11 protein-coding genes are annotated in these 13,857 nt (G+C 65.8%); 1 reads left to right on the top strand and 10 read right to left on the bottom strand.

The window, feature by feature from the left end; translation table 11 throughout:
- Positions 1-137 precede the first annotated feature (137 nt).
- From ACT17R_RS04915 to zwf, 5 genes are all read right to left on the bottom strand, one after another.
- A complete protein-coding gene (locus tag ACT17R_RS04915; protein ID WP_444809064.1) occupies positions 138-2,489 on the bottom strand; it encodes a glycerol-3-phosphate 1-O-acyltransferase in 2,352 nt (783 codons plus the stop codon).
- Between the two features lie 109 nt (positions 2,490-2,598).
- Complete coding sequence (locus tag ACT17R_RS04920) at positions 2,599-4,137, bottom strand: HAD-IB family hydrolase (protein WP_444809065.1); 1,539 nt, start codon at positions 4,135-4,137, stop codon at positions 2,599-2,601.
- An 87-nt stretch (positions 4,138-4,224) separates the two neighbouring features.
- Positions 4,225-4,848: a bifunctional 4-hydroxy-2-oxoglutarate aldolase/2-dehydro-3-deoxy-phosphogluconate aldolase gene (gene eda, locus ACT17R_RS04925; RefSeq protein ID WP_444809066.1), complete on the bottom strand. Its 624-nt coding sequence runs from the start codon at positions 4,846-4,848 to the stop codon at positions 4,225-4,227.
- A gap of 104 nt (positions 4,849-4,952) precedes the next feature.
- Positions 4,953-6,794 (bottom strand): phosphogluconate dehydratase, encoded by a 1,842-nt coding sequence (gene edd / locus ACT17R_RS04930; RefSeq protein WP_444809067.1) that lies wholly within the window; start codon positions 6,792-6,794, stop codon positions 4,953-4,955.
- An 11-nt stretch (positions 6,795-6,805) separates the two neighbouring features.
- Positions 6,806-8,209, bottom strand: coding sequence for a glucose-6-phosphate dehydrogenase (zwf, locus tag ACT17R_RS04935; RefSeq protein WP_444809393.1), 1,404 nt, complete (start codon positions 8,207-8,209; stop codon positions 6,806-6,808).
- Between the two features lie 187 nt (positions 8,210-8,396).
- On the opposite strand from zwf, the gene glpD reads away from it, so the two are divergent.
- Positions 8,397-9,917, top strand: a complete 1,521-nt coding sequence (gene glpD, locus ACT17R_RS04940; RefSeq protein WP_444809068.1) for a glycerol-3-phosphate dehydrogenase — start codon at positions 8,397-8,399, stop codon at positions 9,915-9,917.
- A 1-nt stretch (position 9,918) separates the two neighbouring features.
- On the opposite strand, the gene ACT17R_RS04945 is transcribed toward glpD, so the two are convergent.
- The 5 genes from ACT17R_RS04945 to ACT17R_RS04965 form a co-directional block, all read right to left on the bottom strand.
- The gene (locus tag ACT17R_RS04945; protein WP_287938914.1) at positions 9,919-10,056 is read right to left on the bottom strand and encodes a hypothetical protein; all 138 of its coding nucleotides are present in this window, start codon (positions 10,054-10,056) and stop codon (positions 9,919-9,921) included.
- Positions 10,057-10,151: 95 nt separating this feature from the next.
- On the bottom strand, positions 10,152-11,735 hold the full coding sequence (gene ahpF, locus ACT17R_RS04950; protein ID WP_444809069.1) for an alkyl hydroperoxide reductase subunit F: 1,584 nt from the start codon (positions 11,733-11,735) through the stop codon (positions 10,152-10,154).
- A gap of 136 nt (positions 11,736-11,871) precedes the next feature.
- The gene (gene ahpC, locus ACT17R_RS04955; RefSeq protein WP_003038877.1) at positions 11,872-12,435 is read right to left on the bottom strand and encodes an alkyl hydroperoxide reductase subunit C; all 564 of its coding nucleotides are present in this window, start codon (positions 12,433-12,435) and stop codon (positions 11,872-11,874) included.
- 152 nt (positions 12,436-12,587) lie between these two features.
- Positions 12,588-13,307: an anti-sigma factor family protein gene (locus tag ACT17R_RS04960; protein ID WP_444809070.1), complete on the bottom strand. Its 720-nt coding sequence runs from the start codon at positions 13,305-13,307 to the stop codon at positions 12,588-12,590.
- Complete coding sequence (locus ACT17R_RS04965; protein ID WP_444809071.1) at positions 13,300-13,851, bottom strand: sigma-70 family RNA polymerase sigma factor; 552 nt, start codon at positions 13,849-13,851, stop codon at positions 13,300-13,302. The genes ACT17R_RS04960 and ACT17R_RS04965 overlap by 8 nt, the downstream gene beginning before the upstream one ends.
- Positions 13,852-13,857: the final 6 nt, after the last annotated feature.

A 13,857-nucleotide genomic window follows, 5' to 3' on the forward strand; every position in this document is an offset into this window, starting at 1 on the left:
AACCTCCATCCAACATCGATGATCCCGTCATTGCGAGCGGAGCGAAGCAATCCCCCGTCATCGACCGGGCGCAGGGGCGAAGGCGTGAGATTGCCGCGTCGCCTGCGGACCCTCGCCATGACGGAAGCTGAGTCATGTCATTCTCCCGGCCCCGGTAATCGGTCGGCGAGCGCAAGCGTGGCGAGCCGCATCGATTCCATGACGTTGGCGAGCCCGCGGAGCTCCACGAGCAGCGCGCGGCGCGCGCGCAGGCCGTCGGGGGTCGCGGTTTCCGCCAGCCCCATATGGCGCATCTGCGACAGGGCGTTGGCGAAGAGCAATTTGCCGATCGACGCCTCGCTGCTGATCCGGCGCAAGAGCCAGGCCTGCCGCCCCTCGATCAGCGCGGCGTCGAGCAGCATCTTTTCGTCGACCGGATCGCCGGGCCGCGCGCGCGCCAGAATGTCGGCGACGACCGAATACGCCTCGGCAAAGGGTAGCAGGATCGCATGGCCGACCATCGGCTGACAGCGGCGGATGAGCTGCGCAACGCCGCGGTCCCCGCTCGCCAGCCGTTTGGCCCAGGCGGGATCGATGCGTTCAAGTTCGGCCTCCAGCGCGGCAAGATGTTCGCCGCGCGGCGGGTAGAAGAATTCGAATTTGAACAGATCGCGCAGCCGGTCGATCCGCGTCCAGAAGGCGGCGGTCGAATCCTTGCTGTCGGCATCGCGCAGTTCGAACAGCGCCAGCTCGATCATCGCGCGGTCGAGGAAATGATGCGCGATGATATTGCGATAATAGCTCGCCATCGGATGCTTGGCGGGGTCGATCGAATAGACGGTCTCGCTGCCGGCCTCGAACCGCGTGAGCAGGCCGCCCTCGACGAGCGTGTCGAGCGTCGCCGCGAGCGCCGCGGCGTCGCCACCTTCGAGCTCGCGACTGAGGCGGATGCCGCGCTCGCGTGCCCAGGCGGTGATGCGCGCGATCGTCGCGATCATCTCAGCCTCGGTCACGCCGCGCGGCGCGGTGCCGAGCAGGATGAGGCACATGACCGAAGTGACGGTAAGCGGGGTGACGCGGTTCGCCTCGACCGCGACGGCGAAGGCGATACGCTCCAGCGCGCGCCGGTCGTCGGGGGCCGGCGCCTCCGGAATGAGGACGGGCTCGCCGATATCGAGACGGATGCGCCCCGACGGTTCCTTTAGGCTCTTCATATAGCCGATGAACCAGGCGAGGCTTTCGGGTTTCTTGGTCCGCCCGGTCTGTTCGGCGGCATATTCCTCGACATCGCGGATCAGGTCGAAACTGGTCACGAAGGGTACGAAATGCACCCCCTGCGTCCCGGTCGCATGCGCGGCGTCGAGGACATATTTCATCAGGCCATATTTGGGCGGCATCAGCTTGCCGAGGCGCGAGCGCGTCCCTTCGAAGGCCCAGGACAGCGGGAATCGCTTGGCGAGCAGCCAGGCGATATAGTGGCGCAGCACCAGCTTGTAGACCGGCTGATCCTGAAAGCTGCGGCGAATGAAAATCATTCCCGAGCGGCGGAAGAACTGGCCCATGATCGCGAAGTCGAGGTTGGCGCCGCCAAAGCTGTGCAGCATCGGCAGGTCATTTTCATAGGCGAGGCGGCTGGGGGTCGCGCCGTCGATATAGGTTTTGTGTGTGAACAGGATCGCGGTCGGATGTTCGCGCAGCACCGAGCGCAGCTTTGCAAGCTCGGCCGCGTCGACCTCCATCTCGGGCGCATAGCCGCCGAACATCATCCGGTCGAGCCGCGCGCGCAGGTCGAGGAACAGCGCACTGGGGGTCGCGATGACCTCCTTCATCAGCGGGCGCGCCTCGCGGTAGAGATCGGCGACGGGACGGCCGAGCTGGCCGGCAAGATCGGCAAGCGCGGCGCGAAATTTGGGGTTGGTGCGCAGCGAGTCGGCAACGAAGCGCGGCACCTTGTAGCGGCTGCCGCGGATGCCGCGTTCAGCGACGTCGAGCGCGAGCCCCGCCTGCCGCGCGACGAAGCCGGCAAATTCGCTGCTCCCCTCCTTGCAGCCGTCACCGCCACCGGTCTGCGCGAGATAGCGTGCCTTCAGCTCTGTCTGCGTTGCCGCTTCGCCGACCAGGATCTGCGCCCGGCGCCGGTCGCGCCACAGGATGAACCGCGCGCGCAGCGGCCCCGGACGGCGCGGGTCGCCGAAGATCAGATGCCGGAATTTCAGCGCGCGATCGCGCTCGAAACCAGGGATGCGCCACGCGACGCGCAGCGGCACCACCGTGCGCGCAGGATCGCCCGCCAGCCGCGCCTTGAGCGCATCGAGGTCGAGGGCATGATCGTCATCGGCGATCGCGAGGCTGACCCACATCGGCGCGCCCTCCCCGCCCGGATCGACCGAGGTCGCGTGGATCCAGTCGAGCAATATCTGCCGCTCGATCCGGTTGCGCGCGTCGATGATGTAGAGTCGGTCGGCCAGCTGCTCCGCGACGAATTCGCTGCGGGGCGTGCCGTCGGCCATGGCCTTAAACCACCGTCATTGCGAGGAGCGTAGCGACGCGGCAATCCAGCGCGGCGTAACCCGCCCTGGATTGCTTCGCTTCGCTCGCAATGACGAGGTGAAACATGGGCTAGGCCTTCTTTACCTTTCGGGGCGTCGGCTTCTTCTTGGCGGCAGGCTTCTTGGTAGCCGCCTTCTTCGGCGCCTTTTCGGGGTTTGCCGCTGGCGCCGCCTCCTTCGCAACCGATTCCGCGACCGTCTCCTCGGGCTGGCCGAGGGTGCGCAGGAACATGTTGCGCACGTCGCGGACATGGGTGTTCAGCGTCTTCACCTGCCATTCGGACGTATCGACGGGCGGCAGGACGGTGACGCGCACCGTCGCGGGGCGCATCACGAATTCGTTCTTCGGCGCGACGTCGGTCGCATTGTGGATGACGATCGGGACGATCGGCACGCCCGCCTGCATGGCGAGGTGGAAGGCGCCCTTCTTGAAGGGTTCGAGCTTCGGGGTCAGGCTGCGCGTCCCTTCGGGGGCGATGCAGATCGACTTGCCTTCCTTCTGAATGGCTTCGACCAGCGGTTCCATCGCCTTGATCGCGCTTTTGCCGTCGGCGCGGTCGACGAAGACGGTGCCGCCCCATTCCATCAGCTTCCCCAAGATGGGAATGTCCTTGATCTCCTTCTTCCCCACCCCGCCCATGTCGCGGCGGATGAGCTTGGCAAGGATCATGACGTCCGCCTTGCTCTGGTGGTTGAAGATGAAAATGCACGGGCGCGACGACCAGAGGTGGCGTTCGTCCTCGACCTCGAGCTCGACGCCGGTGATCGCGGTCGCGAAGTCGCCGAACAGCCCCATCGAGAAATTGACCGCCTCGCGCTGTGAACGCGTCAGCGCCCAGATCGGCAGGCCAGCCGCGAAGGCGCCGATCAGCGAGCCGGTGGCGTAGATGGTGCGCGTATAGTCGACCCACGACGGCGTGCCGCGGCTCGCGAAGCGCTGCACCGGCCAGCCCCGCTCGTCGGCGATCGCCTTCAATTTCATATTGGGATTGAGCGGCCGCGGCTTGCCGACGCGTTCCAGCAGTTCGATGTCGTCGTCGCTGTCCGAATAGAAATAGCTCTGATCGAGGTCGAGGCCATAGTCTGCGGCAAGCTCCTCGGCGGCAAGCACCTTGCCTTCGCCGAAGCAGAGCGGGCGGATGATGTCGCCGGTGAACACGCCATCTTCGATTTCATAGGCGGAGCATTTGATGTCGGATATGCCGAGGTCGCGCGCGGTCGGTTCGATCTGGTAAATCGTCGCCGACGAGATGATCGCGACGCGGTGCCCCTTGGCCTGATGCGCCTCGATGATCGCGCGCGTCTCGGGATAGATTTTGCGCGCGATATGCTTCTTGTAGAGTTCTTCGCCGAACTGGACGAAGCTTTCCTCCTCGACGCCTTTCATGAATTTGGCGGCGCCGCTCATCAGCCCCGAAAAGCCAATCGCGCCCAGACTGTGCTGCGCGATGACATTCGCGGTCTCGGCGATTTCCTCGACCGACATTTCGCGGCGCTGCAGCTTTTCGCGCAGCATCGCCGTCGCCGAATAGCCGGCGATGATCGTTCCGTCGAAATCGAAGAGCGCGGCGATATGCGATCCGGGTTCGGACGCGAGAACTTCTTCCAAATGCGGCTGCGGCCTTGGCACGCGCATCTCCCCCACTGGCGGCTGTACCGCCTTATCCCTGCACGATGACAGGTAAAATGGGGTTAATCAATGGCGCGAAAGCGCCGACGCCTCGCGCGCGAGTGTCTCGATCCGGGCCGGATCGAGCGGCCCCGCGGGGACGACCCAGCTGCCGCCGACGCACAGCACCGCGTCCAGCGCGAGCCATTCGGGTGCGGTCACGGCGGTGATGCCGCCGGTGGGGCAGAAGCGCGCCTGCCCGAACGGCCCCGCGAGCGCCTTGAGCGCAGGGATGCCGCCGCTCGTCGCGGCCGGGAAGAATTTGAAATGCGAGAGGCCAAGATCCATGCCGCGCATGATGTCGCCGGCATTGGCGGTGCCGGGGAGGAAGGGAATGCCGCTCGCGACCGCCGCCTTGCCGAGATTGTCGGTCAGCCCCGGCGAAACGATGAATTCGGCGCCCGCATGGATCGCGCCCGCCAGCATCGCGGGATCAAGGACGGTCCCGGCGCCGACGACCGCACCCGGCACCGCCTTCATCGCCGCGATCGCAGCGAGCGCGGCAGGGGTGCGCAGCGTGACCTCGAGCACTGGCAGGCCGCCCGCGACGAGCGCCTCGGCCATCGGGACAGCGTCCTCGACGCGGTCGATGACGATTACCGGGATGACGGGGGCTAGCGCCATGATCTGGTCGATGGACTTGTCGGACATCTTCTAACTCCGTTCGCCCTGAGCTTGTCGAAGGGCTGTTCTATTCCGGATCCGTTGAAACGAAGAGCGGTCCTTCGACAAGCTCAGGACAAACGGTTTTCGCATCAGACGACGGTTTCCATCGCCGCGAGCATCGCCGACCCGCCCTTTTCGGCTTCGTCGGCGTGGTGACGGAACAGCGCAAACAGCTCGCGCCCGACGCCGAGTGCGGGCGGCGGGGCGATGGCGGGCGACCGCGCGGCCCATTCAGCGGGATCAACGAGCGCCGTCACCTCGCCGTTTACCGCGCAGACGCGCACCATGTCGCCGTCCTGCAGACAGGCGAGCGGGCCGCTGACCCCGTCGGGGCCGGGCAGCGCCTCGGGCGAGAGGTGGATCACCGCAGGCACCTTGCCGCTCGCCCCCGACATGCGGCCATCGGTGAGCAGCGCGACGCGGTAGCCGCGGTCCTGCAGCACGCCGAGCGCCGGGGTGAGCTTGTGGAGTTCGGGCATGCCGTTGGCGCGCGGCCCCTGGAAGCGCACGACGACGACGCAGTCGCGGTCGAGTTCACCCGCCTTGAATGCAGCGAGCACCTGATCCTGATCGTCGAAGAGGCGAGCCGGGGCTTCGATCGTCCAGCGATCCGGGGCAACCGCGCTCGTCTTGATGATCGCGCGGCCGAGATTGCCCGACAGCAGCCGCATGCCCCCGTCGGACGAAAAAGGCGCGGAAACGGGACGCAACATCGTGTCGTCGCGCGACGTCTCGGGTGCGGCCTCCCAATGAAGCGCATCGTCGACCAGCACCGGCTGTCCCGAATAGTCGGCCATTGACCCGCCCACCGTGAGCACATCGCCGTGGAGCAGTCCGGCGCCGAGCAGTTCGCGCACGACATAGCCGATCCCGCCCGCGGCGTGGAAATTGTTCACGTCGCCCGCGCCATTCGGATAGACGCGCGCGAGCAGCGGCACGGCGCGGCTCAGCTCGTCGAAATCCTGCCAGTCGATGATGATCCCCGCCGCCCGCGCGATGGCCGGCAGGTGGATGGCATGATTGGTCGAACCGCCGGTCGCGAGCAGGCCGATCGCGGCATTGACGATTGCCTTTTCATCGACGCAGCGCGCGAGCGGGCGATAGTCGTCACCGGTCCAGCCGATTTCGGTCAGCCGGTGCGTCGCGGCACGCGTCAGTTCCTGCCGCAGCTTGGTGCCCGGATTGACGAAGGCGCTGCCGGGAATGTGCAGCCCCATCAATTCCATCATCATCTGGTTGGAATTGGCGGTGCCATAGAAGGTACAGGTGCCCGCGCCATGATAGCTGGCCGCCTCCGCCTCGAGCAGCGCGTCGCGGCCGACCTTGCCTTCGGCATACAGCTGACGGACGCGGACCTTTTCCTTGTTCGCGAGGCCCGACGGCATCGGCCCGGCCGGAATGAGGATCGTGGGCAGATGGCCGAAACGCAGCGCGCCGATGAGTAGGCCGGGAACGATCTTGTCGCAGATGCCGAGCAGCAGCGCGCCCTCGAACATCGCGTGGCTGAGAGCGATCGCGGTGCCCTGCGCGATATTGTCGCGGCTGAACAGCGACAGGTCCATGCCCGCCTGTCCCTGCGTCACCCCGTCGCACATCGCGGGAACGCCGCCCGCGACCTGCGCCGTCGCACCGGCTTCGCGCGCGAAAATCTTGATCTGTTCGGGGTAGCGGCCATAGGGCTGATGCGCCGACAGCATGTCATTATAGGCGGTGACGATGCCGATATTCATCTCGGCGCCCGCGCGGATCGCGGGCTTGTCCTCGCCCGACGCCGCGAAGCCATGCGCAAGGTTGCCGCACGACAGATTGCTGCGATTGGTTCCGGCCTCGCGCTGCCGCTGCATCAGATCGAGGTAGGCGGCGCGGCGCGGCGCGCTACGGCGGGTGATGCGGTCGGTGACGGCGGCGATCGTGGGGTGGAGATCAGTCATGGCTATTCCCGTCAATCATGCCAGCTCGCTCCGTCGCGTTCGATGAGCGCGATCGCGCTCGACGGGCCCCAGCTTCCCGCGGTGTAGGTCTGCGGCGCCAGATCGACCGATGCCCAGGCGTTGCGGATCGAATCGATCCATTCCCACTGCGCCTCGACCTCGTCGCGGCGCACGAACAGCGTCTGATCGCCCTCGATGAAGTCGAGCAACAGCCGTTCGTAGGCGATGCGCCGCCGCTCGCCCTCGAAACTGTGCGAGAGCGACACGTCGAGCGTGACCTCTTTGAGCTTTACCCCGTCGCGGTCGAGTCCCGGCTGCTTCGCCATCACCTTGACCCGGATATTCTCTTCGGGCTGCAGGTTGATGATCATGCTGTTGGCGTCGAGCCGGCCGGCGCCGACGCGCGCGAAGATATTATGCGGCACCGGCTTGAACTGGATCAGCACTTCCGACTTGCGCTGCGGCATCCGTTTGCCGGTGCGCAGGTAAAAGGGCACGCCCTTCCAGCGCCAATTGTCGATATAGGCCTTGAGCGCAACGAAGGTTTCGGTGTTCGACGGATGGCCCAGCTCGTCGGCATAGCCCGCGACCGCGGCGCCGTTCACCGCGCCGCTCGTGTACTGACCCTTGACGCTGTGCGCCTTGACATCGTCGGCGCGCATCTTGCGCAAGGACCGCAGCAGCTTGACCTTTTCGTCGCGCACCGCGGTCGCCGAGACGCTCGCCGGCGGCTCCATCGCGATGATCGCGAGGAGCTGGAGCATATGGTTCTGCACCATATCCTTCAATGCACCGACGCCGTCATAATAGGACACCCGGCCTTCGAGGCCGACGGTTTCCGCCACGGTGATCTGGACATGGTCGATCGCCTGCGCGTTCCATAGCGGTTCGAACAGCATATTCGCGAAACGCAGCGCGAGCAGGTTCTGGACCGTTTCCTTGCCCAGATAATGATCGATGCGGAAAACGCGATCCTCGGCAAAGGCGCTGCCGACCTGTTCGTTGACCGCACGCGACGAGGCGAGATCGTGGCCGATCGGCTTTTCCATCGCGATCCGGCATTCGGCGCAGGCAATCCCGGCCGCGGCGAGCCCCTGCGCGATCGGGCCGAACATCGATGGCGGGGTCGACAGATAGGCGCCGATCGGGCGGTTCATCCGGTCACCGAGCATTTCGGCAAGCCGGTCGTACCCCGTCGCTGCACCGGCATCGACCGCGCAATAGTCGATCCGCTCGAGGAAAGCGGCAATCACCGCTTCGTCGATGCGATCGCCCGCGAGGTGATCGTCGAGCGCGGCGCGTACCATCGCGTGCGCCCCTGCCCGGTCCATCTGCGATCGGCCCGAGGCGACGATCGTCATCGCATCGTCGAGCAGCCCGTCCATGTGCAGATTGTAGAGCGAGGGGAAGAGCATGCGATGGGCAAGATCCCCCGTCGCCCCGAACAGCACCAATGTTTCGACTTTGACGCTCACAAATATCCCCTTGGATAACGGACAGGGACGGTGGCGAAAGCCCCTGGCGATTGCAACGCGCATACGTAAGCCGCATAGCTTTGCATCGCCATTGGCAAGCCGCCCGCATCTGGCATAGGAACGCGCCATGACCGACGCGCCCATCCCCTATGATGTCATCGTGATTGGCGGCGGCGTCAATGGGGCCGGCGTCGCGCGCGATGCCGCGGGGCGCGGCGCGCGCGTGCTGCTGATCGAACAGGGCGATCTGGCGCAGGGCACCTCCTCGGCCTCGACCAAGCTGATCCACGGCGGGCTGCGCTACCTCGAGCATTATGAATTCGGCCTGGTGCGCGAAGCGCTGGCCGAGCGCGAGATATTGTGGGGCATCGCGCCGCACATCATCTGGCCGATGCGCTTTGTCCTCCCCTATCGCGACGGGCTGCGGCCGCGCTGGCTGCTGCGGCTCGGCCTGTTTCTCTACGACCATATCGGCGGGCGCCGGAAATGGCCGCCGACGCGGTCGATCGACCTGGCGCGGCATCCGGCGGGCGCGCCGCTGCAGCCGCAATATGCCAAGGGTTTCGAATATTCGGATGGCTGGGTCGACGATGCGCGGCTGGTGATGCTGAACGCGCGCGACGCCGCCGACCGCGGGGCGCGGATCAAGACGCGCACCCGCGCCGACCTGATGCGGGTCGAGGACGGGCTATGGGTGGTCGAGGCGACGGGCGCGAACGGCCAAGCCTATCGCTTTACCGGCCGCAGCCTTGTCAATGCCGCCGGCCCCGCCGTGCTCGACCTGCTGCGCCGCGCCGCCGCGCCGCCCGATTATCAGATGCGGCTGGTGCGCGGATCGCACATCGTGGTGCGCAAGCTGTTCGACCATGATTTCGCCTATTTCTTCCAGCTTCCCGACGGCCGCATCTTTTTCGCCATCCCCTATGAGCGCGATTTCACGCTGATCGGGACGACCGACCAGGATCATGAGGGATCGCTGGCCGACGTGCATGCAAGTGCCGAGGAAATCGCCTATCTGTGCGAGGGAGCGAACCAGTATTTCGCCGCGCAGATCGGCCCCGACGATGTCGTGTGGACCTATTCGGGGGTGCGGCCGCTGGTCGAGGACGGATCGGGCAAGCCCGAGGCGGCAACGCGCGGATACCGCATCGACCTCGACATGGAGGAAGGCGCGCCGCTGCTCACCATCTATGGCGGCAAGATCACCAGCTATCGCCATGTCGCCGAACATGCGGTCGACGATCTGGCGGCGCATGTCGCCGCGCTGACCGGCGCGCGCTGGACCGCCAGCGCGCCGCTGCCCGGCGGCGATTTTCGGACCGACAGCGCGGCGACGCTGAAGGCCGACTATCGGCTTGCCCACCCCTTCCTCTCCGCCGCGACGGTCGACCGCATCGTCAAGGCCTATGGCACCGACGCGCGGGCATGGCTCGGCACAGCCCAAAGCTGGGACGATCTGGGCGGCGAGATCGCGCACGGACTGTCGGCCGCCGAAATCCGCTGGATGATCGACCGCGAATGGGCGCAGACGAGCGACGACATATTGTGGCGGCGCAGCAAGCTGGGGCTGCATTTCACCGCCGAGGACATCAAGCGGATGGATGCCTTTCTGGACGGCATCGCCGTCAAGCCCGCGCTGCCCGAATAGATCAGGCTTTGACGCGGCGGTTGTGCGGCGGCCGCTTTTCCCTTTCGCCCGCTTGCTCGCGCAGCCGGTTCTCGCGCTCGGCCAGTTCTTCGAAGCGGCAGAGCGGAATTGGTGCGGGCGGTTTCTTCTTGTCGGTCATTCTTCTCTCGTCACCCCGGACCTGATCCGGGGTCCATGCGAGCTTGCGCCGCGAATGGATGCCGGATCAAGTCCGGCATGACGAAAATATGGCGTTCACGCCGCTTCGGCTTCCGCATCCGCCGGCAGGCGGATCATATAGTCGAAGGCCGACAGCGCCGCTTTCGATCCTTCGCCCATCGCGATAACGATCTGCTTGTAGGGCACGGTCGTGCAATCGCCCGCGGCGAAGATACCGCGCTGGCTCGTCTCGCCGCGATGGTCGACCTCGATCTCGCCGTGGCGCGACAGGGTGACGATGTCCTTGAGCCATTCGTTGTTCGGGACGAGGCCGATCTGAACGAAGATGCCTTCGAGTTCGACCTGGTGCGGCGCGTCCGAATTGCGGTCCTTATAGGCAAGCCCCGTCACCTTTTCGCCGTCGCCGAGCACTTCGGTGGTCAGCGCCGAGGTGATGATCTTGACGTTGGGCAGGCTCGCGAGCTTGCGCTGGAGGACGGCGTCGGCGCGGAGCTGGCTGTCATATTCGATCAGCGTGACGTGCGCGACGATGCCGGCGAGGTCGATCGCCGCCTCGACGCCCGAATTGCCGCCGCCGATCACCGCGACGCGCTTGCCCTTGTAGAGCGGGCCGTCGCAGTGCGGGCAATAGGCGACGCCCTTGTTGCGATAGGCATCCTCGCCCGGCACGCCGAGCTGGCGCCAGCGCGCGCCGGTCGAGAGGATAACGGTGCGCGCCTTGAGCGACGCGCCGTTTGCCAGCACGATTTCGTGCAGACCCCCTTCGGCCTTCGCCGGGATCAGTTTCTCGGCGCGCTGCAGGTTCATGATGTCGACGTCATAGTCTTTGACGTGGCTCTCGAGCTGCGCAACGAGCTTCGGCCCTTCGGTGTGCTGGACCGAGATGAAATTCTCGATTGCCATGGTGTCGAGCACCTGACCGCCGAAGCGTTCGGCGGCGATGCCGGTGCGGATGCCCTTGCGTGCCGCGTAGATCGCAGCCGCGGCGCCCGCGGGGCCACCGCCGACGACGAGCACGTCGAACGCCTCCTTGGCGGCGATCTTTTCCGCCGCCTTCGCTTCGGCGCCGGTGTCGAGCTTGGCGAGGATCTGTTCGAGTTCCATGCGGCCCTGACCGAAATTCTGCCCATTCAGGAAAATCGTCGGCACCGCCATGATCTTGCGCTCCTCGACCTCGGCCTGGAACAGCCCGCCGTCGATCGCGGTGTGGGTGATGCGCGGGTTGACCACGCTCATCAGGTTCAATGCCTGCACGATGTCGGGGCAATTCTGGCACGACAGCGAGAAATAGGTTTCGAAGTGGAAGTCGCCATCGAGCGCCGCCACTTGCCCGAGCACCTCGGCGCTCACCTTCGGCGGGTGGCCGCCGACCTGGAGCAGCGCGAGAACGAGCGAGGTGAATTCATGGCCGAGCGGGATGCCCGCGAAGCGCACCGCGACACGGGCGTCGCTCGCGCGGCGGATCAGGAAGCTGGGCCGGCGCGCATCGTCGTCGGTGCGCGTCACGCTGACCTTGTCCGACAGCGCGGCGATATCGTCGAGGAGCGCCGCCAGCTCGGCCGACTTCGCATCGTCGCCGAGCGACGAGAGCAGTTCGATCGGTTCACGAAGGTTCGTGAGGAGGCCCTGAAGCTGCTGCTTCATATTGGCGTCGAGCATGGGGAGAGTTCCTGCCTGGTTTCAAAGAAAATCCGTGTGCTCCCGCGAAGGCGGGAGCCCAGGGCTGTAGAGCGCAAGTGTAGCGACCTAACGCTCTGGGTCCCCGCCTTCGCGGGGACACACGGACGATTATACCTTAGATCTTGCCGACGAGGTCGAGCGAGGGCGCGAGCGTTTCGGCGCCTTCTTCCCACTTCGCGGGGCAGACTTCGCCGGGGTGGCTGACCCAATATTGCAGCGCCTTGATCTTGCGGAGCAGTTCGGCGGCGTTGCGACCCACGCCTTCGGGAGTGATTTCCAGAAGCTGGATTTCACCCTGCGGATCGAGCACGAAGGTGCCGCGGTCGGCAAGGCCGACGCCCTGGCGCAGAACTTCGAAATTGTTCGACAGATTGTGGTTCTGGTCGCCGACCATATAGTAATTGATCTTGCCGATCGCTGGCGAGGTGTCGTGCCATGCCTTGTGGCAGAAATGCGTGTCGGTCGACACCGCGAACACTTCGACGCCCATGTTCTGCAGCGTCGGATAGATGTCGGCGAGGTCTTCGAGTTCGGTCGGGCAGACGAAGGTGAAGTCGGCCGGATAGAAGAAGAAGACGGCCCACTTGCCCTTGACGGTTTCGTCGCTGATGTCGACGAACTTGCCGTCCTTGTACGCGGTCGCGTTGAAGGGCTTGATGGTGGTGTTGAGCACGGACATGGAGAGCCTCCTTTTGTTTGTGGAGCCCTCCCCTAGCGATTTATGTTGCAGTGCGGAAATTGGAAATCCGCACAGCTATAATCGATTTAATCGATCAAAAACGCCTTGAATTGTCAATCTTTCGAACACATGTCGCGCCGCTTGCATCATCGTCAGGACCAGCTGCGCGCCAGCTTCTCCGCCGTCGCGTCGATCGCGCCCGGCCCGGTATTGCCGACCAGCGCATAGGACATGTCGCCGCGGCGCCAATAGGCCACCGATTGCGCGCCTTCACGCACCGCATCGGGGCGTTCGGGCGCCCCGGAACGCTGGTGCAGCGCAAAGAGCGACAGCGGATCGCCAGCCTGGGTGCGGACCGCGACGAGCAGGGCCGGGCCGCGCTCGGTCGGGAAAAGCTGAACGTCGGTGATCTTCCAGCTCTTCGGCACGCTGGGGATCGCGATATTGGTAGTGCTCGCAATCTCGCGCGCGTCGTAATGCGGGGTTTCGGCCTGCGAATCGAGCCCGGCGCGCATCATCGCGATGCGGTGCGAAGAGATGGCATAATCGACGTAGGCGGGCGGTCCCTGGGTTGCGACGAACAGCAGCGCAACCACCGCCGCGGCGACAGAGGTGCCGCCGACCGACATCCAGCGACCCCAGCGCCGCACCGGCTCTGCCAGATCGCGGCCGAGCGCCGCGACCGCGGCGGGCATCGCGCGCTTGTCCTGCGCCAGAAGCTGCAAGGCGCTGCGTGCGCCGAGATCGCCCATCACGCGTGCAGCAAGGTCGGGGTTACGGCGCAGATGATCCTCGACGGCGAAACGCCCTTCGACATCGAGTTGCCCGTCGACATAGGCGGCGAGTTCACTTTCGTTCGGCCCGTCAGTCATCCTGTCCTCCAACCAGTCGCAGCGGCGCGGCGCGGCGCCGTCCGTCCGTGTCCTCGCGTCCATTTTCGAGATCGCGGAGCGCCGCGCGCGCGCGCGCAATGCGCGACATCACCGTTCCGATCGGGACGGCCAGAAGGTCGGCGCATTGCTGATAGCTGAGGCCTTCGACCGCGGTCAGGTGCAGCACCGCGCGATGATGGTCGGGAAGCGCGGCGAAACTGTGCGCGATCTCGCGCAGCCGCGCATGATGTTCCTGCGCCGCGTCGGCCTGCGTCGCCAGCGTATCGGCGAAACGATCGTTGCGCCGCGCCTCGGCCGCGCGGCGCCGGGTGCCCGATACGAAGACATTGTGGACGATCGCGAGCAGCCAGCCCCGGCGGTTGCCCTCGGCCCGAAAGGTGTCGCGCCGTTCGATCGCGCGCAGCAGCGCATCCTGCACCACATCGTCGGCATCCTGATCGTCGCGCGCGAGCGAGCGCGCATAGCGCCGCATCGCGGCGAGATCGCCGTCGATATCGAGGTCGGCGTCGCGGCCCTTGCGCATCGAAAC

Origin of the sequence: Sphingopyxis sp. Q841 (assembly GCF_052384365.1) — a bacterium.
Taxonomy (GTDB): Bacteria; Pseudomonadota; Alphaproteobacteria; order Sphingomonadales; family Sphingomonadaceae; genus Sphingopyxis; species Sphingopyxis terrae_A.

Bases quoted from the DNA above. Each gene is read 5' to 3' on its own strand.
- ACT17R_RS04915 (WP_444809064.1), bottom strand. From the start codon at position 2,489: ATGGCCGACGGCACGCCCCGCAGCGAATTCGTCGCGGAGCAGCTGGCC.
- eda (WP_444809066.1), bottom strand. From the start codon at position 4,848: ATGTCCGACAAGTCCATCGACCAGATCATGGCGCTAGCCCCCGTCATC.
- edd (WP_444809067.1), bottom strand. From the start codon at position 6,794: ATGACTGATCTCCACCCCACGATCGCCGCCGTCACCGACCGCATCACC.
- zwf (WP_444809393.1), bottom strand. From the start codon at position 8,209: ATGCTCTTCCCCTCGCTCTACAATCTGCACATGGACGGGCTGCTCGAC.
- glpD (WP_444809068.1), top strand. From the start codon at position 8,397: ATGACCGACGCGCCCATCCCCTATGATGTCATCGTGATTGGCGGCGGC.
- ACT17R_RS04945 (WP_287938914.1), bottom strand. From the start codon at position 10,056: ATGACCGACAAGAAGAAACCGCCCGCACCAATTCCGCTCTGCCGCTTC.
- ahpF (WP_444809069.1), bottom strand. From the start codon at position 11,735: ATGCTCGACGCCAATATGAAGCAGCAGCTTCAGGGCCTCCTCACGAAC.
- ahpC (WP_003038877.1), bottom strand. From the start codon at position 12,435: ATGTCCGTGCTCAACACCACCATCAAGCCCTTCAACGCGACCGCGTAC.
- ACT17R_RS04960 (WP_444809070.1), bottom strand. From the start codon at position 13,307: ATGACTGACGGGCCGAACGAAAGTGAACTCGCCGCCTATGTCGACGGG.
- ACT17R_RS04965 (WP_444809071.1), bottom strand. From the start codon at position 13,851: ATGCGCAAGGGCCGCGACGCCGACCTCGATATCGACGGCGATCTCGCC.